Genomic DNA, 24,581 nt, shown 5'->3' with positions numbered 1-24,581 from the left:
AATTAGGCTGCCATCAGCTGAATCCAACGACGCACCAGGTAATTATGTTCATCCATGGTGGTGTTCCACACCGCGATACGGTTGGCACGCTGCCAGTAAGACCCACCGCTGCGGATTTCGCCAGCCTTGATCCGCATCGCGCCATCCGGCCCGGGCAAATCCTGCGCGGCGGGCAGGCCGCCATACCAATAATCCCATTCCGCCGTACTCAGATATGCCTTTGAGCGCTGCGGCGTGGACATATAATAGCCTTGCCGTGCAACAACCGCGCCTGGCAACCCGGAAATCCACCAGTTGAGATAGTCATAGGCCACATCCAGCATCCGGCCTTCAAGGCTGCGCGACAGGCAAAGCCCGCCATGCCACGCACGGTAGCCTTCCACCGGCACCGCCTGCTCCACGGCCATGCCCTGGCCGCTCAGGATGGTAATGCCTGTGGACCACATGCTCTGGATATCGGTACGACCCCGGGCCATCAGGGTTGCGGCATCCTCGGCGGTGCGCCAGAAGTCCCTGAAAAATCCGGACTTTTTCTTCTCGGTCAGGATGGCGATCAGCCGGTCGATCTCGTCCACGGTCATATTGCCGATATTGTCGAACCGCATCAGGCCCGCCGCCTCGGCAGCAAGGGCCGCATCGAAGATACCGATGGCCGGCTCATCCACCAGCGCCACCCGGCCTGCCCAGGTCTCCTCCAGCAGGCTTGCCCAACTGGATACGGACCTTGGGTTTTTCACCAGATCGCTCCGATAGGCGAAACTGTCGAAATTATGGGTGGTGGGCAGCATGGAAATTTGGCCGGTTGGATTTTCTCCCAGCGACAGATCCGGCTGGACGAACAGTTTCTTGACCGGCGCATCCCCCTTACCCAGTTGCGCGCTCGGCTCCAGTCGTCCGGTCTTGGTGAGATCGGAAATCTCGTTCCAGAGGTCGATCCGTTTCAATTCTATCGGCTGAATGGCGCGCCAGTACCAGACGATATCCAGGTTATGAAAGCACTGATCGTAGATGTCGTAACTGTCCGGTGCCTGCGCCGCCTTGTGCTGGGTGGTCAGGAAGTCGTTATTGTCGAACACAACATCGATGCCAAGATCCTGCTGCGCCTGAATGCGCAGCGGCTCCAGCAATGAAATCGCCGTGCCGAGCACCCGAAGACGCGGCTTGCCTTCGGTATGAAGAACGGGCGCAGGAAAGGAAGTCGGTGGATTATGGGTATTCATTCGGGTTTGAAATTCCTGCCTTGTTCATACAGCAACCGTAAATCGATAACACTTAGGCCACCATCCATGCTCTCACTTTATCGCAAAGGCCTCAAAAGACCGCCTGATCAGCGCCGTCTCCAGCCCATCAACAATGAAGACCAGCCGGGAACGCCGATCCGTGGATGGCCATCTGGCCATATGAACCGGCGGATGCACCAGATGCTGGACGCCGTGAATGGCAACGGGTCGGTCTTCGCCTGCGATGTTCAAAATGCCCTTCACCCGGATAACCCTAGCGCCATGGCGGTTGAGCAACATGGTCAACCAGATGCCAAAAGCGGTCCAATCGATTGGCTCGTCAACCGTGACCACGAAGGAGCGGAAGTCACCGCTATGGCCAGCATCTGCTGGCGCTTCGCAGTAAAAACCGCTGGCCGATTGCAGAGTGGAACTGTGCAGGCTGGCATCGTCTTCCAGCAGGCTAGCGGCTGAAAAATCCGGGGCGACGGCGGCAATTATCGCTGCATCGGGATTGATCGACGCGATACGAGCCATCAATCGTCCGGTCAAATCAGGCTGTTCAAAAGCCTCCGCCATATCGGTTTTGGTGATCACCAACCGGTCGGCAATCGCCACTTGCCGGGCCGATTCACCATAAGCGTCCAGTTGCCCCAAACCGTTGATAGCATCGACCGTGGTGATGACATTGCCGTGGCGAAAATGATGGCGCAGGACCGGATCGGCTTTCAGCGTCGATAAGATTGGAAAAGGATCGGCAAGGCCGGTGCTTTCGATCATCACCCGGCGAAAGGACGCGATCTCGCCGCGCTCGCGGCGTTCATGCAATGTTCGCACCGCCTCTGCCAGATCGCCGCGAATGGTGCAGCAGACGCAGCCGGATTGCAAAAGCACCGTATCGCCATCGACCGTTTCCACCAGGTCGTGATCAAGGCCGATTTCCCCGAACTCGTTGATCAACACCGCCGTATCGGCAAGCGCCGGGTCTGATAGCAGGCGCTTGAGCAGTGTCGTCTTGCCGGAGCCGAGGAAGCCAGTCAGCAGATTGACGGGCGTGAACTGGGGAATAGCGCGCCTTGCATCAGCCATTGCGGGCCGTTTCCATCCGCGCGATCAGCACCGGATCAAGCGGATCACAGGCCCGACCAGACATTTTTTCAGCGACCGACCAGAGATGGCCGAGATCCTCGATGATCTCGGTTTTTCCTGTCAGGCTGGACAGAAGATAGGATGAGCCCTGCCAGTCGGATAGCGACAGGCCGTAGGCCTTCAGTACCCGGTTGGCGCTGCTCACCCGGTTCATCCGTTCACGGCGGCGGTCCACCCGCTCGCCATTGCGGGTGAAGACACCGGGGCGAGCCACGGCGTCGGCCCAATGCTCATTGCCGCCGATCACACCGCAAAGCGAACACATAACGATCTCCTTTCACGGACAAGGGACGGCATAGCACCGCCCCCCGCCGTCTTGTTACTTCGTGCGCGGAAAGCGCTTGGCGAAATCGTCGGCGATCTCGTTCATGGTCACGAATTTCACCCCCGGATGCTTGCTCATATGGGCAAACAACCGCTCCAGCATCATCAGAACCTGCGGACGTCCGGCAACGTCAGGGTGAATGGTGATCGGGAAAACCGCGTAGTCCATTTCACGATAGACCCAATCGAACTGATCGCGCCAGATCTGCTCGATATCATGCGGATTGACGAAACCGTGGCTGTTGGGTGATTTCTTGATGAACATCATCGGTGGCAGGTCATCGAGATACCAGGAGGCCGGGATTTCGATCAGGTCGGTCTCATGGCCACGCTTCAAAGGCACCATCCAGTCGGAGGGCTTTTTGGAATAGTCGATCTTGGTCCAGCTATCGCCGACCCGCACATAATAGGGCGTGAAATCATTATGCATCAGCGAGTGATCGTATTTGATGCCCCGTTCCAGCAGCAACTCATTGGTGACATTGGAAAACTCCCACCACGGCGCCACATAGCCGGTCGGACGCTTGCCAGACAGCTTGGTGACCAGCTCGATGCACTTGTCCAGCACTTCAGTTTCCTGTTCGCGGGTCATGGCAATCGGGTTTTCATGGGTATAGCCGTGAATGCCGATTTCATGACCGGCATCGGCCACGGCCTGCATCTGTTCCGGAAAGGTCTCGATGGAATGGCCGGGAATGAACCAGGTGGTCTTGATGCCGAAACGTTCGAACAGTTTCAGCAGGCGCGGCGCACCAACTTCACCGGCAAACAGGCCACGGGAAATATCATCTGGCGAATCCTCGCCGCCGTAAGAGCCGAGCCAGCCGGCCACCGCATCCACGTCGATGCCGAAGCTGCAAAAGATTTCCTTTGCCATGGTGTTTTCTCCTTTTGATAAAGACTTTTTGATCAGATGCAAAACTGTCAGTGCGCGGCGATAATTGTGGCATCCGAAGGCTTCCACGACAGAAACACATCTGAGCCGACCGGAAACTCATCCGGGCGATATTTCTCGACATGGGCCTCGAGAGCCAGCGACCGACCATCTGCCAGTACCGCCGAAATATGCGAGACATGACCGACGACATCGGCGCGTTGAATGCGGGCATGAACCGCGTTGCCACCATGGGCCACAGCCACCCGGTCAAGCTGTTCGCGGTTTCCATGATGAACCTGAATGGCCTCGGCGGGAACGACGAGATTGGCGAGGCCACCTTCGGATACCGGGCCATTGACCAGGCCTGCGAGCAATCCTTCCGGGGTCTCGAGCCGCAAGTCGCCTGCGCCATCGGCACGGGCATGCCCCTTGAAAATCGCGTTTCGGCCAATGAATTGCGCCACAAAGGGTGTGGCGGGCCGGGTGTAGAGCTGGTGCGGCGGGCTGACCTGCTCGACACGGCCCTGGTTCATCACCACCACCCGGTCCGACAGCGCCAGCGCCTCCGATTGCGCATGGGTGACGAAGATGAAGGTAACGCCCAGCGTCCTTTGCAGGATTTTCAGCTCGTTCTGGATCGCCTTGCGCAAATTGGCATCCAGCGCGCCCAGCGGCTCATCCAACAGCAGAATATCCGGCTCGATCACCAGCCCACGCGCGAGCGCCACCCGCTGGCGCTGGCCGCCGGAAAGCTTTTCCGGCTTGCGCTCAGCGATATCTTCAAGACCAAGCGTGGCGATGATCCGCTCCACCTTGCGGTCGCGCTCAGCCTTGGCCATGCCTTTGACTTCAAGACCATACGCGACGTTGCGGCGCACACTCATATGAGGAAACAGCGCGTAATTCTGAAAGATCGTCGCTGTCGGGCGCATCTGCGGCGGCACATCGTTCATCCGCACGCCCTTGATCATCATATCGCCAGAGGAAATGCCCTCGAACCCGGCAATCATCCTCAGCGTCGTGGTCTTACCGCAGCCGGATGGGCCGAGAAAAGCGATGAACTCACCTTTCTTCACCGCCAGGCTGAAGGCGCTGACAGCCGTGGTGCCATTGTCATAGACCTTGCCCACATCGATCAGTTCCAGGTCGTAAATCATCGGCTTTCTCCGGTGCAGCATCAAAAGGGAAGACCGGAGCCAGCCGGTCTTCCCGCGTCACATCAGGCGTTCAGGAACTCGTCCCACTTCTGCACCAGATGGTCGTATTCATCCGGCCATTGATGCCAATACGCGACGTTCTTGGCGCGCTCTTCCAGCGAGCCGCCATCGCGCAGGTCGCCTTCCTTGATGCCGCGCTCCGGCGCGCCGGTCCAAGGCTTGCCCTCGTACCAGAAGGCATATTTTTCCGGTGCCATGACGCTTTTGATATTGGTGGAGGGCGAATAATACCCCTGCTCCGACACCGCGATGCCCGGCTCGCCGGACAACCAGTAATCGGCATAGGCAGTGACGGCTTCCTTGTTGGTGGTGCCTGCAATCATCGACGGACCGATGGCCCAGGCGCGGTAGCCTTCCTTCGGCACCGCATATTTGCAAGGCTTGCCCTGCGCCTTCACCGCCATGACCGCCGGTTGCCAGGCATCGCAAACCACCATTTCGCCCGAGGCCATCAGGTTGACCAGTTCGCCGAAATCGCCCCACAGCGCCCGGAACTGACCTTCCTTCTTCTTCGACACCAGGAAGGCTGCCGCCTCGTCAATTTCCTTGGCGCTCGGGTTGCCGGGGTTCTTGACGTTGAGCAGGCCAAGCGTGTTCATCGCCATGATTGCCTGACCGAAGGCGATCAGCGGATCGGTGTTGAGGCCGGACTTGCCCTTCCACTTCTTATCGAAAATCGCCGCCCAGCTATTGGCTTCCTCGGCGGAAACCACATCCGGGTTATAGCCGATGGAATCATAGTTATAGACGGCGGGCACCATGTTCAGCGTCGTCTGGCCTTCATCGGCCCAGATCTGCCCGACGATTTGCGCCTTGAGGTCCCATTTGTCGGATGGCTTGGTGAAGGTGTCGCGGATATTCGCCCAGTTTTTCAAGCCAGAGGCAGGCACCGGCTCGACATTGTTGGTCATCACGATAGACGGCAAGCGCTCGGCGATGATTTCCCAGCAGTCGTAATCCTTGGAGCCGGACAGGATCTTGGTCTGCGCATCCGGAAAGGTTGCCGCCGTGCCGGATGTGCCGCCAACGCCGGAGGCTTTCTTGAAGTCATTGAGAATGCGTTCCTGCACCGTCACCGAAAGGCCGATGGTGCGCAATTGCTGGCTGGCAAGGCTGGTGGCCTGGGCATAGGCAGCCCGCGACGACAGAAAGGGCGTGCCTGCCCCCATGGCCAAAGCCATCATGCCAGTGGAGCGTTTGAGAAGCGATCTACGATTGAGTTCCATTAAAGACATGGCAGTTCTCCAGTTTTGAGTTCCCGATCCGGCTTTGCCGGTTTTTGTTGTTGTTGATTGTTTTTTAGTAGCGCCCGACCAGCAGTCCTCCATCGACGACCAGCACCTGGCCGGTCATGTAGCGAGCCGCATTGGAGGCGAGGAAAGTGATGACATCGGCAATATCGTCGGGTGTTCCGAGCCGTCCCATCGGGATGATTTCGGCGGCCTTTTCGGCCCCCACCGGCCCGAGTGAATTTTCCTCCGACAGCAATTGCGCGGTGCGGATGTAGCCCGGCGCAATGCCGTTGACCCGCACCCCTTCGCGGGCAAGCTCGACGGCCAGACCGCGCACCAGCCCGACCACCCCGGATTTGGCAGCGGAATAATGCACATGCTCATCCCAGCCATAGGCAATGCCCATGATCGACGACAGCGCGACAATCGCACCGCTTTTGCGGGCGCGCATCCCAGGAGTGGCCGCACGCACCAAGCGGAAAATGCCCTTGAGATCGATATCGAAGGTCAGGTCCCATTTCTCGTCGGTCAGTTCTTTCAGCGGGACGCGATGCGCAATGCCGGCATTGGCGACCACCACATCGATCCGGCCTAGCCGTGCCTCGATATCGGCGACCAGCGCATCGGCTGCCGGTGTCGAGCGCACGTCATAATGATGAAACTCGGCCGAGCCACCGGCAGCGCGAATGGCCTGCGCCACCGCCTCGCCCTCGGCGTCCAGAATATCTGTGACGACAACATGGTCACCAAGAGCACCAAAGGCTTTGGCGGCGGCGGCTCCGATGCCAATCCCGGCTCCGGTGATGATGACGATCCGCTGGTTCTGGTTACTCATGGCTCTCTTCCTTCACGGTTCAAAGCATCACATCGCCGGAATTCGGCCCCAGTGTCTGGCCGACGAACAGGGCGGCATCCTTGGAGGCAAGGAAGGAGACCGCGGCGGCCACTTCCTCCGGTTCGCCAAACCGGCCAAGCGGCAATTGCGCGCGTTTGGCATTCCGCCAGTCTTCCGACAGACCCATAACCAGCGGCGTATTGATCGGGCCGGGGGCGACCGCATTGACGCGCACGCCACGGGCCGACACTTCGCGGGCCAAAGCCTTGGTCATGCCGATGATCGCCGCCTTGGCGCCGGAATAATGCACCAGTTCGACGCCGCCGATCTGGCCGAGCTGCGAGGCGATATTGACGATCACACCATCTCCCCGCTCCAGCATCGCTGGCAACACGGCGCGGGTCATCAGGAAATTACCGCGCACATGCACGGCAAACATCCGGTCGAAATCAGCGACTTCAAGATGTTCAAACAGCGATTGATGGGCGATACCGGCATTGTTGACCAACAGTGTAACCGGTCCATGGGCCGTGACCGCAGCAGCACAGATGGCCGCCGCTTCCGTCTCGTGGGAAACGTCACCAGCATAGGCAGAGGCCTTGCCGCCCGACGCCGTAATCTCATCGGCCACGGCTTTGGCACGGTCAATGGCGAGATCGTTGACCAGCACGCCGTAGCCGTCTTTGGCCAACCGAAGCGCGATGGCACGACCAATGCCGGAACCGGCACCGGTAACAATGGCGGAAGGGAAATCGGTCTTTTCCATCATGCTTCCTCCTGAACGGCGATGCGCCGGGCGCGGCGCACCGAAAGCCCCATCAGCACGGCGTAAGTGCCAAGCAGCGCGAAGGAAAACAGTGTGGTCAGCACGCCGAAGGCAAAGACATTCGGATGCACCTCCACCGAAAACGTCCCGTAGATCGCCAGCGGCAGGGTGAGATCACGGCCAGAGGCAAACAGCGTGCGGGAAAACTCGTCATAGGACAGCGTGAACGCAAACAGCATGGCCGACAGCACGCCCGGAAAGATCAGTGGAAAGGTGATCTTGCGAAAGGTCCGCATCGGGCTGACGCCAAGCGACCAGGCCGCCTCCTCGACGCTTGGGTCGAAGCGGTTGAAGATCGCCAGCATCACCAGGAAGGCAAAGGGGAAGGTATAGACCACATGCAGCACAAAGGCCGTACCCCACCAGTGGCGGTCAATGCCAAGTGTATTGGCCACCAGCGCCATGCCAAGCCCGACCAGCACACCCGGCACCATCATGCCCAACACGATCAGGTAGAAGACCAGGCCGGAGCCTTTGAACCGGCTGCGAAAGGCTTGGGCCGAAATCACCCCCAGCACGGTGGAGACGATCATCGTCATCACCGCCAGCCCCATGGACCGCACCAAGGCGTCATTGATCGGCAGTGGGGCAATGCGCGACGGCGGCGTCAGGCCGAACAGGTGCTTGTACCAATAGACCGACCATTCGATGATCGGAAATTGCGGGCCGCCTTCCGGTCCCGTCTGGAAGGACAGGATGGCGAGAACCACCAAAGGCCCGTAGAGAAACACCAGAAACAGCGTGGTATAGACGCCAAGCCCCAGTTTGACCGCTCCGGAATTCATCCTACAACTCCTTCCTGAGATCGACGACCCGCAGCAGCGCTGCGACAACCAGCCCCATCAGCAGGGTCAGCACCACGCCCGCCACCGCCGCGAAAGCCCATTTCAGTGATCCCACCTGGGTAACAATGATATTGCCGAGCAGATTGACCTTGCGCCCTGACAACGCCGCCGAGGTGGCGAATTCGCCGAGAACCATGACCGAGACAAAAATCGCCCCGACCACCACGCCCGGCATCGACATCGGCAGGATAATGGTGCGGAAAATCCGCCAGAAACCGGCCCCGAGATCCTGCGCCGCCTCAATGATCGCTGGCTCGATCCGCCCCAGCATGAAGGCGATGGGGCCGACCATGAACACACAATAGATCTGCGTCATGCCAATGATCACGGACAGTTCGGAAAACAGCAGGACTTCAATGGGATGGCTGACAATGCCAAGCTTCATCAGGATCATGTTGATCGCTCCTTCCTTGCCAAGCATTGGCCGCCAGGCGAGAACCCGGATCAGGAAGGAGGTCCAGAACGGAATGACACACAGCACCAGAAGCACGGTTTGCAGCGTCTTGTTTTTCACGAACAGCCCGACAAACAGCGCTGCGGGATAGCCGACAGCCAAGGTCGCAACCAGCACCAGCAGCCAGATCCTGACCGTGGTCCAGAGCGCGCCCAGATAAGTATCGCTGGAAAAGAAGGTGATCCAGCTTTGCAACGTCAGCACCGGCTTGATGGTGAAAGTGGTCTGCGTCCAGAAGGACACATAAACCATCATCAACATCGGCAGCACCAGGAACAACAGCATCCAAACAACACCCGGCAGCACCAGCCAGAAGGAGATGCGCGACGGCTTGGCAGCAGGTTCCGAGACTGCGACTATGGTTTCGCTAAAAGCTTGATTATGCGTAGACAAGGGCGTGCTCCTTGTTCCAGACCAGCGCGTAGCGGGTCTGCGGTTCGAGGATCGGGCGGGCGTCCTTGCTCAAATGGGTTTCCACTTCGAAGACAGAGCCATCATCCGCCGAGAAAAACGAATAGACCGCCGAGCCGGTATATTCCTCGGCCAGAAAGCTGGCTTCGATTGCCACCTCATCACTGCCGCGCTCGGCGATAACAGGACGGATGGAAATCCGATCATGGCGAATGGCGTAGGCAGGCGTCGACGCGGATTGCCTGAAGCCGCCGAGGGCCAGGCGGCCTGCCGGGGCAACGAAACTGTTGCCATCGACAGAACCGGAAAACAGATTGTAGCAATTCAGGAAACGCGCCACATCGGCGGAAACCGGACGGTTATAGATGGTGTCCGAACTGCCGGTCTGGGCAATCCGCCCGCGGTCCAGCACCAGAACCATGTCGCCCATGGCCAGCGCCTCGCTCTCGCTGCCGGTGACATGCAGGAAGGTGACGCCGCAGCGCTCGCGGATGTCGCGCAACTCATTGCGCATCCGGGCGCGCAGATTGGCGTCCAGCGCCCCGAGTGGCTCGTCCAGCAGCACCATTTTCGGCTCGGTGACGAGGGTGCGGGCCAAGGCGACACGCTGTTTCTGGCCACCGGAAATCTGGGTCACGGCGCGGGTTTCCAAGCCCTGCAAGCCGACAAGCGCGATGATGTCACGAACCCTGTCGGCCACTTCGCCAGCATTGGTCACCGGTGCTACCTCACGATTGGCAAGGCCGAAGGCAATGTTTTCCCGCACACTCAGATGCGGAAACAGCGCGAAATTCTGAAAGACAAAGCCAATGCCCCGCCGATGCGGCGCCACGTCCTGCATGGACTGTCCGGCAAAGCGGATCGAACCGCCCTCGCAGCGCTCGAACCCGGCGATCACCCTAAGCAGGGTTGTCTTTCCCGACCCGCTTGGGCCAAGCAGTGAGATGTAATGATCGTCGGGCAGCGAAAGGCTCAAGCCATCCAGGGCGCGCGTGTCCCCATAGGTCTTGACCAGATTGTGTAGCTCGAGCACGGATGTCACGTCGGTTCTCGCCAGTTGCGCCCAGCCAGCCGGACCCGAACACCCTCCCGGTAAACACAGGAAGAGCGCTTGCGCCCTTTAGCAAAGGCGCATCACAGGAATCGGCAATCGGGCATTTTTCTAATCGTTCCGCTTGTCCGCGCTTCTATTGGCACGATACAGGCGAAGCATGGCATGGATGATTTTTGTATTCAATATACTTTTTTATGATTTTCAAATTCAGTTGATTTTTAGGGTGAAACGCCAAGCTTTCGCAAACGCCACACCCCACACATCCTGGTTAGAGGGCGCAAGGACACCCTTCAAAACCGGCAATTTTTACCAGTCTTTCTGAGGATTTTTCGATTAAATGCCTACTACTGCGTCCGGAATACCCACGCCTTTGGCGAAACCGAATACGCTCATAAAATGACTATTGCACACGATATCCAAAAATTAGATGCTGCATGCGCATATTGCTTTTTATGCCTCTAGTCTCGAAAGCGGTTTTCGCCTTACAGAGAAGACAGACCAACGGGAACAGTCTGCGCCATGACGACACAAACCGGCCAACGCCGCTATGAAATTGCCGAGGCGGTGCTGCGGTCCAACATCGCCGAAGGCCTGTTGCCTCAAGGGCTTGTGCTGCTCGAAGGCCATATTGCCGAGATCCTGCAAACGTCCCGTGCGCCGGTACAGCGGGCTTTGCAGGCGCTTGAAGCGGACGGGCTGGTGCATCGGTTTCAAGGACGCGGCTATCTCGTCGGCCCGACAGGGTTTGGCATCGAGCCGCTGAGAACCGATATCCGCAGCATCGGACTGACCGTTGCCAAACATGCCGACGACGCCTTGCAGAACCGGGCCTCCTGGGAGCGTATCTACGACACCGTTGAGCGTGATGTGGCCGGATGCGTGGTGTTTGGCCGCTACCGGATCATCGAGACCGAACTTGCCAGCCATTTCAATGTCAGCCGCACGGTGGTGCGCGATGTGCTGGCGCGGCTGAGCGAACGGGGACTGGTGCGCAAGAACCAAAGCTCCCACTGGATCGCCGGTCCGTTGACCGCCCAGACCATCAAGGATCATTTCGGGCTGCGCGCCATGCTGGAGCCGCAGGCGCTGACGACGGCTGCCCCCCATATCGACAGTGAAGCGCTGCTTTGCCTGCTGGAACGGCTTCGGCAGCTGGAGAGAGATCATGTCGGGGATGGCCTCAGAGATGTGATGGAGATGCAGCAAGGCTTCATCGAGATCTGCATTCTCGCCACCCCCAATGAGAAGCTGCGGGAATTGATCCGCAACAATCTTCTGCCGGTGACGGCGGCGACCAGCCTGCTGGCCCGCCTCGGCCTGCCCGGCGACCTGACGACGATTACCGAATTTAGACTGATCGTCGAGTTGCTGGCCCGTGGGGCGACCACGGCGGCGGCGGCCATGCATGGCACCCATCTGGACGCCGCCCTGAACCGGACCATCGCCCAGATGAAAATCGTCGCGATCATTCCCGATCCCGGCGCCACGGCAGCCTATCTGACCCGCGTTCAGGAATGAGTGTGGCGCCGACCCTGTCATGACCTGCGCTCCTAGACCTTTGACAACGCGGCACTGATGTCGCGGATCATCGCCTGCCGCTCACGGCGCGCCGCCAGGGCCTGCTCCATATCCACCTTGACGAACCGGGTCGGCGTATGCGGCTGCAATTGGCCGATCAGATCCATATCGGCGGAGATCACCGTGCCGACCATGAAATAGCCGCCACCGGAAACTGCGTCGCGGTGCAGGACGATAGGCTCACTGCCGCCCGGCACCTGGATCGAGCCATAGGGATAGCAGCTATCGACAATATTGGATGGATCGGAACCCGCCCCGAACGGCGGCGTCCGCGGCACGAATTCAAGCTTGCGTCCGCCACGAAACCGGTAGCCCATCCGGTCGGCTTCCGGCGCTACCTTCCACTCGTCCTCGAAGAAATTGCCCTTTGCCTCTTCCGTCAGCCGATCCCAGTAGAGACCGGGCAGCACGCGCAGTTCGGCAGGCGCGCCCGGACGGCGGCGCAGCGCCTGCGGAATGGTCCGGCCTTCGGGCACAGGCTTCGCCTGCCCCACCGGCAATTCATCTCCAGCCGCAATCGCACGACCCTGGAAGCCGCCAAGCGCGCCGATGGCATAGGTGGAACGAGACCCAAGCGCCAGCGGCACGTCGATACCACCGGCAATGGCGATATAGATCCGCGCACCCGCTTTCAGGAAATCGAAACTCAGCACCTGACCTGCGCGCACCTTGAAGGCGGTCCAGCCGGGCTTTTCCTCGCCGTCAAGACGGATCGGCATCTCTGCTCCGGTAACGGCGACCATGGTGTCGGCGGTAAATTCCAGCTTCGGCCCGATAAACACCGCCTCCAGCCCCGCCGCCCCTTCGTCATTGCCGACAAGAAGGTTGGCGGCGTTCAGCGCCAGCCGATCCATGGCACCGCCCAGGGGAATGCCGAGGTGAAAATAACCGGGACGGCCCAGATCCTGAACCGTGGTGGCAAGCCCTTGATGCAAAACCTTAATGACCATGGAGAAGGCCCTCCAGCCTGGCGTTGTAGCCGCTGATGTCTTTCTGGAATTCCGAGAGATCAAAGCGCACCTCACGGATCGGCGGCACGAATATGCCCTTGTCCACCTCTTCCACCGCCTGATCGTAACCGTCTCTATCGACGGGCTTGAACTTAACGATATCGCCCGGCTTGAAGAACACCATGAAGTCGCGCAGGTAAGAGGTGGTTTGCGTCGGATCGTAGATCGGCATCGGCGTAATACCGAACATCTGGTAGCCGCCGGCACCGCGCACCGAATAGATACAGCCAAAACAGCCACCGTGGCCGACCGTCAGCCTCGGCGTATCGGTGCGGGGCCGCAGATATTTCGGCACTTCGATCTGCCGCTGCCGCTCGACCATCTGATACATGAAGGGCAGACCGGACACGAAGCCGACCATGGAGACAAACCAGGGCGAACCGGCATGGGCGGCAATGAAGTCCTCGACCCCAGAGTAATTGTTGATCTTGGCGGCATAATCGAGATCGGTGCCCTCAGGCTCCTGATGGCGTTCACGAAACCGCATCAGCGTCTCATGGGTCCAGGGATCATTATAGAAAACCGGGATTTCGACGATCCGCGTGGCGATCACCGGATCGCTTTTCGCCGCCGCCACCTCGATGGCCTGGATCTCCTTCAAAATATCATCGGGATGAATGATGTCAGGATCGAACTTGACCTGGAAGGAGGCATTGGCCGGGCAGATTTCGGTAATGCCCTTGATCCGGGCTTGCGAAATGCCGTTGGTCATCGACAGCGAGGTGAAAAACGCTTCCAGCGACATCGCCTCGCTGCATTCCACAAACAGATGCTCATCACCGCCGAATGTATATCGCATTGCCATCAGACAGTCTCCTTTGAAGCGGGTGCCTTGGAGGGAGCAGGAAAGGCCGTTTCCAACCACGGCTCCAGAAACCGGGTATGGACATCGGCGCTCCGCACGGAGGGATCAATCGCCAGCTTTTTGTGCAGCGGGATGGTGGTGGCAAGGCCGCCAATCTCGAAATGCTCCAGCGCCGCGCCAAGCTTTTCCAGGCAGGCCTCACGGGTCTCAGCCCAGACGATCAGCTTGCCAAGCAGGGAATCGTAGAAGGGCGGCACCTGATAGCCTTCATAGAGCATGGTATCAAAGCGGATGCCGTCGCCCTCGGGAATGAGCAGGGTTGAGACCGTGCCGGGACCGGGCAGAAAGCCACGCGCAGGGTTCTCGGCATTGATCCGGCATTCAATGGCGTGGCCGGAGAGCACCACATCTTCCTGGCGCAGCGACAAGGGCGCGCCACCGGCAATGCGGATCATTTCCTGCACCAGATCGATGCCGGTAATCATTTCCGTCACCGGATGCTCGACCTGGATGCGGGTATTGACCTCAATGAAATAAAAATCACCGCTCTGTTCGTCATAGAGATATTCAACCGTACCCGCGCCGCGATAGTGGACTGAGCGGGCCAGCGCCACGGCGCTGTCGCACAGGGCTTTTCGCACGTCATCAGGCAGGCGCACCGATGGGCCTTCTTCCCAGACCTTCTGGCGGCGGCGTTGCAGCGAACATTCCCGCTCGAAGCAGTGAATGGCATTTTCCCCATCGCCGAGGATCTGCACTTCAACATGGCGGGCGCGGGTAATGACCTTCTCGATGTACAGCCCGCCATCGCCAAACGCGGCCAGCGCTTCGGAGGATGCCTGCGGGAAATGCCGCTCGAAATCCTCCATGGTCTCGGCTATGCGAATGCCCCGGCCACCACCGCCAGCAGCGGCCTTGATCATCACGGGAAAGCCGATTGTCTCGACAATCGCGCGCCCTGCCTCAAGGTCATCCACCCGGCCATTCGAGCCCGGCACGGTCGGCACTCCGGCGTGCATCGCCACCTTGCGGGCCTCGACCTTGTCGCCCAACAGGCTGATCGCTTCATGGCTCGGACCGATGAAAATCAGCCCGGCATCGGTGACAGCCTTGGCGAAAGCGGCATTTTCGGAGAGGAAGCCATAGCCCGGATGCACGGAATCGACGCCGGTTTCCAGTGCCGCTTTCAGCACCGCCTCGATATTCAGATAGGATTTGGCAGCAGAGGGCGGGCCAATCTCCACCGCCTGATCGGCCAGCTTCACCGCCAGCATATCCCGGTCGGCGGCGGAATGAACCTGCACAGTGCGGATGCCGAGCGCCTTGGCCGCCTGGATGATCCGAACGGCAATCTCACCCCTGTTGGCCACCAGCAAGGACGAGATGCTCATGCCTGCACCTCAGCGATCACCTGACCGGCCATGATGGGCTCATTGTCTTCCGCCACGAAGACGAGACCGGTGCCAGCGGCATCCGCATGCACTTCATGAAACGTCTTCATCACTTCAATCAGGCCAATGACTTCGCCTTGCATCACCGCATCTCCATCATTTTTGAAGCTCGGGGCATCGGGAGAAGGCTTGCGATAGAAGGTTCCAGGAAGGGGCGATCTGATCTCGAGTGTGCTCATGGCCGTCTCCGATTATTTGAGAATGTCTGAAAGGGGCGAAATGCGGATGCCTTCAGCGACCAGCGCGTCGCGCATATGGCGGACGATATCGAAAGCGCCCAGCGTATCGGAATGGAAGCAGATGGTCTCGAACGGCACTTCGATGTCCTTGCCCGTCACCGCCGTGACCTTGCCCTCCAGACAGGCGCGCAGCACCTTGCGGGCAATGGCGGAGGGATCGGGACGCCCAACATCGCGGGTAAAGACGATGGAGCCGCTTTCGTCGTAATCCCGGTCGGCGTAGAATTCCCGCGCCACCGGCTGGCCTGCCTCGCGCGCGGCGATTTCGGTCGCAGAACCTGCCATGCACAGCACATAGGCATTGGGATTGGCGGTCCGCATATAGTGTATGAAAAGCTGCGCCAGTTCGGGATTAACAGCCATTTCCATATAAAGCGCGCCGTGCGGCTTCACATGTTGGAGGCTGGCACCGTGACGGCGGACGAATTCCTTCAGCGCGCCAACCTGATAAACGATATCATTGACCAATTCACGGGCCGTGCCATTGATCTTGCGGCGCCCAAAGCCCTGGAGATCGTCATAACCGGGATGAGCGCCGATACCGACACCGTGCTCCACCGCCAGCCGCACGGTCTCATCCATCAGGTTTGGATCACCAGCATGAAAGCCGGTGGCGATATTGGCGGAACTGATCAGCCCCATCAACGCCTGATCGGCGGTGTCGCCGATCCGCCAGCGGCCAAAGGCCTCGCCCAGATCACAATTGATATCGACAGTTTCAAGCGCCACAGGGAACCTCTATGCTTTATTTTTATGCAAAAAACTCATGTGCCATCATTTTCGTCAGAAAAAAACTAGGCAGAAAATCGTCATTTGAAAAATGGTATTTTCAGAAAGCCATTATCTGATTTACTGATGGGAGAAGCTTCGAAGGCCAGAGGAAAAGTTTGAATGATTTTCAGACCCTAGACCGCACAATTCAGGTGAATGCCTCAAAGATCACAATCAAAAGATGATTCATTCTGATTTTCAGATGGCACTATCAAAAATAACGATGGGAGTTTGTGACATGTCGCTCAGTCTTCGCCAGATCCGCTATTTCGTGGCGACCGCCGAATCCGGGCAGGTCTCGCAGGCCGCCATCAACCTCGCGATCTCGCAATCGGCGGTGACCACGGCAATCAAGGAGCTTGAAACCATTGTCGGCGCGCCGCTGTTCGAGCGCACGCCGCATGGCATGGACCTGACGGAAGCCGGGCGCCTGCTGCTATCCCAGGCCTATGACATCCTGCGGAAGGTTGATGACATCACCACGCTCAACCCCGTCACCGGCAAGGTGCAGGGCAAGCTCAGCGTCGCTGCCAGCTATACGGTGATCGGTTATTTTCTGCCGCTGCATATCGAGCGGCTGAAACGGCAGTTTCCGGGCGTCGATATTCAATTGTTCGAACTCAACCGGGAAAGCGTCGAGGAAGGCCTGCTCGCCAATCGCTATGACGTCGCCGTGCTGCTGACCTCAAACATTCTCAACCCGGAACTGACCACCGAAACGCTGCTGAATTCGCAGCGGCGGCTCTGGCTCCCTGCCCGCCATCCGCTGCTGTCCCGTCCCTCGGTTGGCCTAAAGGACGTGGCGGAGGAAAACTATATCATGCTGACGGTGGACGAAGCCTCGCATACCACGCTGAAATACTGGAGCCCGACGCCCTACCAGCCGAAGGTGACGCTGCGGACATCCTCGGTCGAAGCCGTGCGCTCGCTGGTCGCCAATGGCCAGGGCGTCGCCATTCTCTCAGATATGGTGCATCGGCCATGGTCACTGGAGGGCAGACGGATCGAGACTATCACGCTGATCGATCCGGTACCATCCATGGATGTCGGCCTTGCCTGGCGACGCAATGCGGAATTCAGCCCGGCCATGGAGGCGTTTCGCGCTTATTTCCGGCGGGCCTTTCATATTCCGGGGTAGGTTTCCCTGCCCCGGAACCATAAGCGACTATTAGGCCAGACCGCCGATATGGAAGGTCTTCATTTCCAGATATTCCTCGATACCGATCTGCGCGCCTTCGCGGCCAAGGCCGGATTGCTTGACGCCACCGAAGGGCGCCACTTCCGTGGAAATCGCTCCGGTATTCAGGCCAATCATCCCCGCCTCCAGCGCTTCGGCCACCCGCCAGGAGCGCTTCAAGCTTTCGGTGTAGAAATAGGCGGCCAGACCGAAGGGCGTGCCATTGGCAATTTCCAGAGCTTCTTCCTCGGTTTCGAACTTGAACAGCGGCGCGACGGGGCCGAAAGTCTCCTCGCTGGCCAGCAGCATCTCGGTAGTTGCACCGGTCAAGACCACCGGTGCCGTAAACTGCGCACCCTGCGGCAATCTGTGCGCATCGGTGGCGATCTTCGCGCCCTTTGAAACGGCATCCTCGACATGCTGGCGAATCTTGCCAATCGCCGCCTCGTTGATCATCGGTCCAATGGAAACGCCTTGCTCAGTTCCGGGGCCAACCTTCATGGCATTGACGCGAGCGGTCAGCTTGGCCGCGAAGGCATCGTAGACGCCTGATTGAACCAGGATGCGGTTGGCGCAAACGCAGGTCTGGCCGCCATTGCGGAATTTGCAGAGAATCGCACCTTCGACCGCCAGATCGAGATCGGCATCGTCAAACACGATGAACGGCGCATTGCCGCCCAGCTCCAGGCTGAGCTTCTTGATCGTATCAGCGGCACCGCGCATCAGCAGCGATCCGACCCGGGTCGAGCCGGTAAAGGAAATCTTGCGCACGACGTCATTGGCCATGATTTCATTGCCGATCTCGGTCGGCATGCCGGTGACGATATTGATGACGCCAGCAGGAATACCGGCGCGCTCGGCCAGCACGCCCAGCGCCAGCGCCGAATAGGGCGTGAAATCCGAGGGCTTGATGACCACGGTGCAGCCCGCCGCCAAGGCCGGAGCCACTTTGCGGGTAATCATCGCATTGGGGAAATTCCAGGGCGTAATGATGCCGCAGACACCAACCGGCTCCTTCAGAACGACGATGCGGCGGTCGGTGGTTGGCGACGGAATGGTATGGCCACCGATACGGCGGGCCTCTTCCGCAAACCACTTGACGAAGGAGGCGCCGTAGCGGATTTCGCCGCGCGCCTCATCCAGCGGCTTGCCCTGTTCCATCGTCAGGATCAGAGCCAGATCCTCGATATGCTCGATCATCAGACCGTACCAGGCTTCCAGCAGCCCAGCGCGCTCGGCATGGGTCTTTTTCTTCCAGAGTTTGAAGGCCTTTCCCGCAGCCTTGATGGCGGCGCTTGTGTCATCGGCGCCCATATCCGGCACCGTGCCGATCACCGATTGGGTGGCGGGATCGATGACATCGATCACCTTGGCGGAGGCCGCATCAACCCATTCGCCGCCAATCAGGCCCTGCTGACGCAGCAAGGTCTTGTCTTTGAGATTATGCATAGGAAGTCCTTGATAGAGTGAGACGAAAGGTCCGTCCTGCCGTTGAAACAAAACAACGGTCCTGCCGCAGGCACCGTTGGAGTTGGAAAATCTTTAATATCCGCGCTGGCGATCAACAAGTCCAATCATCTGTTCACCGGATCGATGACGACGGATATTGTCGATCACTGCCATGGCCGCCGTTTCTGGCTGGGTGACACTGGCAATATGGGGCGTGATGATCACATTCGGCTGCCGCCACAGCGGATGGTCCGATTGCAGCGGTTCCGGATCGGTAACATCGAGAAAAGCGCTGGCGAGATGGCCGCTATCGAGCGCTGCCAGCAATGCCGCCTGATCCAGTTGAGCACCGCGCCCGGCGTGAACGAGGGACGCGCCGCGCGGAAGGCGGGCAAACAGGTCGGCATTCAGGAAATGCCGGGTCTCTGATGTCAGCGGCAAAAGACAGACGAGAATATCCGTCTGCTTCAGCAGATCTGGCAGGGTCTCTATTCCGGCATGACAGGTGACATCATCGATTTCGCGCGGCGAACGGCTCCAACCCGACAGCTGAAAGCCGAAAGGCTTCAACCGCTCCAGCGCTGCCTGCCCCAGCAGGCCCAGGCCCAGCACCGTCACCCGTTGCGAAGGCGCCTGGGATGTAATCGGCAGGGGCTGCCACTCACCTTGCTGTTGCTGACCAATATAGGCTGGCAGCTTGCGGTGAACGGAAAGCACGGCAAGCGTGATATATTCTTGCATCATCCGCACGATTCCATCCTCGACCATTCGCACCAGCTTGACGGTATCGGGCAACCGGGCGGGATCGAACTGATCGACACCGGCGCCGATGCAAAACAGCACCTCCAGATTGGTATAACGCTCGATCTCATCCGGCATCGCCCAGGTCATCAGGTAGCGGATACCCTCAGGTTCGACCGGCGATGGCGCAACATGAAAATCCAAATCGGGCATCTCGCGTGCGAAGGCCTGCGCGAAGACCGCGCCACGCACCGGATCTGAGTTGAAAAGAAAGGCCATGATTATCCTAAAACTGGATAGTCCCATCCGGCGTCATTGACGAGGTCGGTGCGACAAAAATGAGCATTGGATGTGAACGTAACGCGCTTTTATCAGGCTAAGTGTCGCTCTTGGCGGTTTTTTCGATAAAACCTGCTGGAAATTCATGCGGTTTCAGTCGAATCTATTGCCTTGGACAGCTTTAGATAAGCATTGGCGGCCTCAGCTGCAAACCGACCCGATGCAAGGAAGACAATGTGACGGTGAAAACGTCGATCCAGGTGGAATCCTTTGAACTGACGTTGACCGACATTCACGACGTCGGCATCGACCGCTTGCATGGTCTTTCCGTCGCCGTCGGCTGGCCGCACCGGACCGAGGATTGGGCTTTTCTGCTGGCAAATGGCCAAGGCGTCGCGGCCATCGACCCGATCGACCGGGTGCTGGGCTCGGCCATGTGGTTTCCCATGGACGAACATTTCGCCACCATCGGCATGGTGATCACCTCCCCACGCCTGCAAACGCAGGGCACAGGCCGTTGGCTGATGGATCATATCCTGGGCAATATTTCCGTCGCACGGCTGGGGCTGAACTCCACCCGTGCGGCACGACGCCTCTATCGCAGCATCGGCTTTGCCGTCGAAGCGCCGGTCTTTCAGTGCCAGGGCGAGGCAAGGCTGCCGCCGGAGACAGCAAAGCCAGCCGATGGCGCAGAGCTGCGCGCGATAACATCAGAGGATTTGCCAGAGATCGCCACGCTGGATGAAATAGCCTTCGGTGCAAATCGCCAGCGATGGCTTGGCAACCTTCTGCCTCTGTCCGAAGGCGTGGTACTGCTGCGTGCTGGTAAAATCGTGGCTTTTGCCCTCTCCCGGCCCTTCGGGCGTGGCCATGTGGTCGGTCCGGTGGTTGCCGCCAGCGATGAAGATGCCATTGCCGTGACGCGACCTCATGTCGCACGTTATCAGGGGCGGTTTCTGCGGCTCGATACGCGGCATGGCTCCGGTGCCTTTGCGGAATTTCTGCAGGAATCCGGGCTTTCCCTGTTCGATACTGTCACCACCATGTCGCTGCGAGCCCCCTGGCCTGTCGGGCCAAAAGGGGAACCGGATGCCGATGACAAGGGCCACTCAGGGCCCCATGCCATCACTTATGGATTGGCGAGCCAAGCACTGGGTTGACTAACACACCCCGACAGTCGTAAAGCGGCGCTCCCCTATCGGTTCGCAGGTGATTGACCGCTGCTTCGCGGTCTCTCTCTTGGGCTGATGCAAGACTTTTTTAACATCCATGTCTTACAGCGCGATGCGTCGGCGACGACATCAGCGTCACGCTGTAACATATTCAATATACTGCATAATTTTCAACCCAATCGCTTGCGGTCGGGCCGATTATGCTGTAGCAGCGCCACCCCGGTATCTCACCGCCGGGCCATTCATGAGTTGCGAGTATTATGCCAAGATTGACCCCTTCCGCTCCGGTATTTCATCGGAAAATCGAAACCTTTTGCGAAGTGCGGCTCGCGCCTGCGCTTGCCAAATCCGATTATCAAAATTTGCGCAGCTATATGCTCGGGCTGATCGTTCGTCAGGCCACCCCGCCCTTGCATGGCGGACGTCCGAACTGGAAAGAAATCGGCGCGACCTGTCTGCTCAGCGAAGAGGGCCTCGCCACCGCGCGCCGCGAAGGCCGCCATGCTTTTGAAGCCATCATGCGCTGGGTCACACTGGCCCAGAAGGCCAAGGCTGCACCTGCACCGGCCCCGACCCCAGTCGCCCGTCCCGCCGCTGCCAAGACCATGATCCGCCCGGTTGGCATGCGCACCGTCTCGGCCAATAGCAACCGCCGCCCGGTGGAGAGGATGCCGGCTGCGACCACAGCGACCACCACGACCCGCGTCGCATTTGCCCCCAAGAAGGCTGGCGTTCGCGGCTGAAATGTTTACGGACCGGCCCTATGCGGGCCGGTCGTCTAACTGATATCTCTCAGCCGTTGCGGAACGCATACCCATAGCCGTTCAGGGCCGGTGCACCGCCAAGATGCGCGTAAAGCACTTTCGAGCCTTCCGGAAAATATCCCTTCTTCACCAGATCGATCATGCCCTGCATGGATTTCCCCTCATATACAGGGTCGGTGATCATTCCTTCCAGGCGGCCCACAAGACGAATGGCATCCTTGGTCTCTTCCGAAGGAACGCCGTAAACCGGATAGGCATAATCCTCGACCAGGACGATATCCTCCGGGCGCATGTCACGGCCAAGCTTGACCAGATCCGCTGTGCGCTGGGCAATCTCCAGCACCTGGGCGCGGGTTTGCTCCGGGGTGAAGGAGGCGTCAATGCCAATGACATGGTCGGCGCGGCCATCCTTGGCAAAGCCTACCGCCATGCCGGCATGGGTTGAACCGGTCACAGTGCAGACGACAATATAATCGAAAGCAAATCCCAAAGCCGCTTCCTGCGCCCGGACTTCCTCTGCAAAGCCGACATAGCCCAGCCCACCATATTTATGCACGGAGGCACCTGCCGGAATGGCATAGGGCTTGCCGCCCGCCGCCTTAACCTCGTCAATTGCCTCCTCCCAGCTGCGGCGGATGCCGATATCGAACCCGTCATCGACCAGCCGCACATCCGCACCCATGATGCGCGACAGCATAATATTGCCGACCCGGTCGTAAACCGCATCCTCATGCGGCACCCAGGCTTCCTGTACCAGCCGGCATTTGAAGCCGATCTTGGCAGCGACAGCCGCCACCATACGGGTATGGTTGGACTGGACGCCACCAATAGACACCAGCGTATCGGCACCGGAGGCAATGGCGTCAGGGATGATATATTCCAGCTTGCGCAGCTTGTTGCCGCCAAAAGCCAGACCCGAATTGCAATCTTCCCGCTTGGCATAAAGCTGCACCTTGCCGCCGAGATGATCGGTCAGCCGCTCCAGCTTCTCGATCGGTGTGGGGCCGAAGGTCAGCGGGTAACGTTCAAAAGCGTCGAGCATGGCATCCTCATTGAAAATGGTGGTTGATAATGGCCGGATGCTAGACTCTTGGGTGTGAAAGGTGCTTTCTAAGTTACGATGTAAAGCGCCTTATATTTCAATTTTTTCAAAATTTATGATGCATATTATGCTATTTAATCCCTAGAAATGAAAGATCCTTTCATGACTGAATCGCTGGATCGCATCGATCTGAAAATGATCCGCCTGTTGCAGAAAAACGGTCGCCTGACCAATGCCGAACTGGCAGAGCAGGTCTCGATCAGCCCGGCGACTTGCCACAGGCGCACCCAGAAACTGTTTGCGCAGGGCTATCTCACCGGCGTGCGGGCCATGGTGGCACCAGCCAAGGTCAACAGGGCGGCTCTGGTCATGGTCGGGGTGGTGCTGGACCGCTCAACAGCGGATAGTTTTGCCGAGTTTGAAGCGGCGGTCGCCAAGCTGACTTTCGTGCTGGATTGCCATCTGGTGGCCGGTGACTTCGACTATTTTCTGAAAATCAGAGTCGGCGATATGGCCGATTTCAACCGGATTCACGGCAGCCAGCTGATCGCCCTGCCCGGCGTGCGGCAAACCCGAACCTTCTTCGTAATGAAGGAAGTGGTCGATAACCGGGCGCTGGAATTCTGATTAGCCAGCATCCGCTGTGGCGCGGGCAAATGCTGCCAACACCGTGCGCTCCGAGCGGACCAGATAAGAATCGAGAGCGGCAGCCGCCTCTTTCGCCTTGTCGGCTTCCAGCAGGCCGAGGATTTCGCCATTCAGCTCCACGAAGGGCGCGTGCAGCAATTCCGGGTCGTCCAGCAGGCCAAAACTCAAGCGTAATTCCGCAGCGATTCGCGTATAAAAGTCACTGAGGCGGCTGCTGTCGGCGAGATCGACGATAGCGGCATGAAACTGCATATTGGCGCTACCGACCCCCAGCCAGTCACGGCTATTGCGACAGGCCCGCGCCGTTTCCACCGCCGACCGCATCCGCCGGACGGCGGGATGACCGGAAAACGCCTGTTCCAGCGCCTTGCATTCCACCAGCCGCCGTACCCTGTAGATATCGATGATCGAGGCCATGCTGGGCGTGGCGACAAACACACCGCGATTGGCCTCATGGCGCAGCAAGCCATCCTTGGTGAGCAGCCGGAAGGCTTCCCGCAACGAATTGCGCGACACGTCGAGCCGGGTGCTGAGTGCTGCCTCCGACAACCGCTGGCCCGGCTTCAACTCCCCGGCGATCAACTGATCGCGGATTTTTGTCACCAGCCGCTCCGCCAGCGAAAGGCTTTCATCCTCGTCTGCCATAGGTCCCTCTTGCACAACCGCGAACATGGTCTACGGCTGCCATCTTTCGCCGGGACTATTGCCGATGCCCCCCGGCAGAGCAAGGCAGCGCGGAAAACAGCGCAGACTTGCCCACACCATTGGCATGACCTGCCGATATCGGAGGCATTTCGCTCATGAAATAAACAGAATGATAGAACGATAAAATAAAATTGTTCAACAATATTGACGGAATTGTGAAACGTGACAGACTGACTGCATGGATCATCCGCAGAGGGGCGGATGACGATGACCATGGAGCCTCCCAATGGCGCAGAACCACGTCCCAGCGCGCGATCCGCAGAAGATCGCCGTGACAAATAACTCAGGTCCACAATCCCCCAAAAC

Annotated in this window: 25 protein-coding genes; 5 read left to right on the top strand and 20 right to left on the bottom strand. The window is 59.0% G+C overall.

Annotated elements, in window-relative coordinates; translation table 11 throughout:
* Positions 1-2: 2 nt before the first annotated feature.
* The 11 genes from ASB66_RS04630 to ASB66_RS04580 all read right to left on the bottom strand — a co-directional run bounded on the left by ASB66_RS04630 (position 3) and on the right by ASB66_RS04580 (position 10,432).
* Positions 3-1,220: an ABC transporter substrate-binding protein gene (locus ASB66_RS04630; protein WP_060717132.1), complete on the bottom strand. Its 1,218-nt coding sequence runs from the start codon at positions 1,218-1,220 to the stop codon at positions 3-5.
* Between the two features lie 72 nt (positions 1,221-1,292).
* Positions 1,293-2,309: a CobW family GTP-binding protein gene (locus ASB66_RS04625; protein WP_114386261.1), complete on the bottom strand. Its 1,017-nt coding sequence runs from the start codon at positions 2,307-2,309 to the stop codon at positions 1,293-1,295.
* Entirely contained in the window at positions 2,302-2,634 is a 333-nt protein-coding gene (locus ASB66_RS04620) for a hypothetical protein (protein WP_060717131.1), read from the bottom strand. The genes ASB66_RS04625 and ASB66_RS04620 overlap by 8 nt, the downstream gene beginning before the upstream one ends.
* Before the next feature lie 54 nt (positions 2,635-2,688).
* Positions 2,689-3,570 (bottom strand): polysaccharide deacetylase family protein, encoded by an 882-nt coding sequence (locus ASB66_RS04615; protein WP_060717130.1) that lies wholly within the window; start codon positions 3,568-3,570, stop codon positions 2,689-2,691.
* A gap of 47 nt (positions 3,571-3,617) precedes the next feature.
* Entirely contained in the window at positions 3,618-4,727 is a 1,110-nt protein-coding gene (locus tag ASB66_RS04610) for an ABC transporter ATP-binding protein (protein ID WP_060717129.1), read from the bottom strand.
* Between the two features lie 62 nt (positions 4,728-4,789).
* Positions 4,790-6,022 carry an ABC transporter substrate-binding protein gene (locus ASB66_RS04605; RefSeq protein WP_060717128.1) on the bottom strand — a complete coding sequence of 411 codons (1,233 nt, stop codon included), beginning with the start codon at positions 6,020-6,022 and terminating at the stop codon, positions 4,790-4,792.
* Between the two features lie 64 nt (positions 6,023-6,086).
* Positions 6,087-6,854, bottom strand: coding sequence for an SDR family NAD(P)-dependent oxidoreductase (locus ASB66_RS04600; RefSeq protein WP_060717127.1), 768 nt, complete (start codon positions 6,852-6,854; stop codon positions 6,087-6,089).
* Positions 6,855-6,873: 19 nt separating this feature from the next.
* Positions 6,874-7,623, bottom strand: coding sequence for an SDR family NAD(P)-dependent oxidoreductase (locus ASB66_RS04595; protein ID WP_060717126.1), 750 nt, complete (start codon positions 7,621-7,623; stop codon positions 6,874-6,876).
* On the bottom strand, positions 7,620-8,465 hold the full coding sequence (locus tag ASB66_RS04590; protein WP_060717125.1) for an ABC transporter permease: 846 nt from the start codon (positions 8,463-8,465) through the stop codon (positions 7,620-7,622). Before ASB66_RS04590 ends, ASB66_RS04595 begins: the two co-directional genes overlap by 4 nt.
* 1 nt (position 8,466) lies before the next feature.
* Positions 8,467-9,372 (bottom strand): ABC transporter permease, encoded by a 906-nt coding sequence (locus ASB66_RS04585; RefSeq protein WP_060717124.1) that lies wholly within the window; start codon positions 9,370-9,372, stop codon positions 8,467-8,469.
* Positions 9,359-10,432 (bottom strand): ABC transporter ATP-binding protein, encoded by a 1,074-nt coding sequence (locus ASB66_RS04580; protein ID WP_060717123.1) that lies wholly within the window; start codon positions 10,430-10,432, stop codon positions 9,359-9,361. Before ASB66_RS04580 ends, ASB66_RS04585 begins: the two co-directional genes overlap by 14 nt.
* Before the next feature lie 531 nt (positions 10,433-10,963).
* Here ASB66_RS04580 and ASB66_RS04575 point away from each other — a divergent pair.
* Complete coding sequence (locus ASB66_RS04575) at positions 10,964-11,962, top strand: GntR family transcriptional regulator (protein WP_060717122.1); 999 nt, start codon at positions 10,964-10,966, stop codon at positions 11,960-11,962.
* A 32-nt stretch (positions 11,963-11,994) separates the two neighbouring features.
* On the opposite strand, the gene ASB66_RS04570 is transcribed toward ASB66_RS04575, so the two are convergent.
* The 5 genes from ASB66_RS04570 to ASB66_RS04550 are packed head-to-tail and all read right to left on the bottom strand — an operon-like array spanning position 11,995 to position 16,256.
* A complete protein-coding gene (locus ASB66_RS04570) occupies positions 11,995-12,972 on the bottom strand; it encodes a 5-oxoprolinase subunit C family protein (RefSeq protein ID WP_060717121.1) in 978 nt (325 codons plus the stop codon).
* Positions 12,962-13,837 (bottom strand): 5-oxoprolinase subunit B family protein, encoded by an 876-nt coding sequence (locus tag ASB66_RS04565; RefSeq protein WP_060717120.1) that lies wholly within the window; start codon positions 13,835-13,837, stop codon positions 12,962-12,964. Before ASB66_RS04565 ends, ASB66_RS04570 begins: the two co-directional genes overlap by 11 nt.
* Positions 13,837-15,228: an acetyl-CoA carboxylase biotin carboxylase subunit gene (locus tag ASB66_RS04560; protein WP_114386259.1), complete on the bottom strand. Its 1,392-nt coding sequence runs from the start codon at positions 15,226-15,228 to the stop codon at positions 13,837-13,839. Before ASB66_RS04560 ends, ASB66_RS04565 begins: the two co-directional genes overlap by 1 nt.
* Complete coding sequence (locus ASB66_RS04555; protein WP_060717118.1) at positions 15,225-15,467, bottom strand: acetyl-CoA carboxylase; 243 nt, start codon at positions 15,465-15,467, stop codon at positions 15,225-15,227. Before ASB66_RS04555 ends, ASB66_RS04560 begins: the two co-directional genes overlap by 4 nt.
* Positions 15,468-15,479: 12 nt before the next feature.
* Positions 15,480-16,256: a 5-oxoprolinase subunit PxpA gene (locus ASB66_RS04550; RefSeq protein WP_060717117.1), complete on the bottom strand. Its 777-nt coding sequence runs from the start codon at positions 16,254-16,256 to the stop codon at positions 15,480-15,482.
* Positions 16,257-16,536: 280 nt separating this feature from the next.
* Here ASB66_RS04550 and ASB66_RS04545 point away from each other — a divergent pair, with 280 nt between their 5' ends.
* A complete protein-coding gene (locus ASB66_RS04545) occupies positions 16,537-17,436 on the top strand; it encodes a LysR family transcriptional regulator (RefSeq protein WP_060717116.1) in 900 nt (299 codons plus the stop codon).
* A 30-nt stretch (positions 17,437-17,466) separates the two neighbouring features.
* Here the strand turns inward: ASB66_RS04545 and ASB66_RS04540 are convergent, their stop codons facing one another.
* Together ASB66_RS04540 and ASB66_RS04535 are read right to left on the bottom strand one after the other, a co-directional pair.
* On the bottom strand, positions 17,467-18,924 hold the full coding sequence (locus ASB66_RS04540) for an NAD-dependent succinate-semialdehyde dehydrogenase (RefSeq protein WP_060717115.1): 1,458 nt from the start codon (positions 18,922-18,924) through the stop codon (positions 17,467-17,469).
* Positions 18,925-19,017: 93 nt separating this feature from the next.
* Entirely contained in the window at positions 19,018-19,944 is a 927-nt protein-coding gene (locus ASB66_RS04535; protein ID WP_060717114.1) for a 2-hydroxyacid dehydrogenase, read from the bottom strand.
* Between the two features lie 236 nt (positions 19,945-20,180).
* On the opposite strand from ASB66_RS04535, the gene ASB66_RS04530 reads away from it, so the two are divergent.
* Both ASB66_RS04530 and ASB66_RS04525 read left to right on the top strand, forming a co-directional pair.
* Positions 20,181-21,104 carry a GNAT family N-acetyltransferase gene (locus tag ASB66_RS04530; protein ID WP_060717113.1) on the top strand — a complete coding sequence of 308 codons (924 nt, stop codon included), beginning with the start codon at positions 20,181-20,183 and terminating at the stop codon, positions 21,102-21,104.
* 272 nt (positions 21,105-21,376) lie between these two features.
* Positions 21,377-21,859 (top strand): hypothetical protein, encoded by a 483-nt coding sequence (locus ASB66_RS04525; RefSeq protein ID WP_060717112.1) that lies wholly within the window; start codon positions 21,377-21,379, stop codon positions 21,857-21,859.
* 49 nt (positions 21,860-21,908) lie between these two features.
* On the opposite strand, the gene ASB66_RS04520 is transcribed toward ASB66_RS04525, so the two are convergent.
* The gene (locus tag ASB66_RS04520) at positions 21,909-22,922 is read right to left on the bottom strand and encodes a 1-aminocyclopropane-1-carboxylate deaminase (protein WP_060717111.1); all 1,014 of its coding nucleotides are present in this window, start codon (positions 22,920-22,922) and stop codon (positions 21,909-21,911) included.
* A 162-nt stretch (positions 22,923-23,084) separates the two neighbouring features.
* Between ASB66_RS04520 and ASB66_RS04515 the strand changes: the two genes are divergently transcribed.
* Positions 23,085-23,549, top strand: coding sequence for an Lrp/AsnC family transcriptional regulator (locus ASB66_RS04515; protein ID WP_060717110.1), 465 nt, complete (start codon positions 23,085-23,087; stop codon positions 23,547-23,549).
* Here the strand turns inward: ASB66_RS04515 and ASB66_RS04510 are convergent, their stop codons facing one another.
* Positions 23,550-24,215 carry a GntR family transcriptional regulator gene (locus tag ASB66_RS04510; protein WP_060717109.1) on the bottom strand — a complete coding sequence of 222 codons (666 nt, stop codon included), beginning with the start codon at positions 24,213-24,215 and terminating at the stop codon, positions 23,550-23,552.
* Positions 24,216-24,581 lie beyond the last annotated feature (366 nt).

It is taken from the genome of Gillisella vitis (assembly GCF_001541345.2).
Classification (GTDB): domain Bacteria; phylum Pseudomonadota; class Alphaproteobacteria; order Rhizobiales; family Rhizobiaceae; genus Allorhizobium; species Allorhizobium vitis.
Note: the sequence above shows the minus strand (reverse complement) of the source record. Positions and strands in the feature narration are given on the sequence as shown.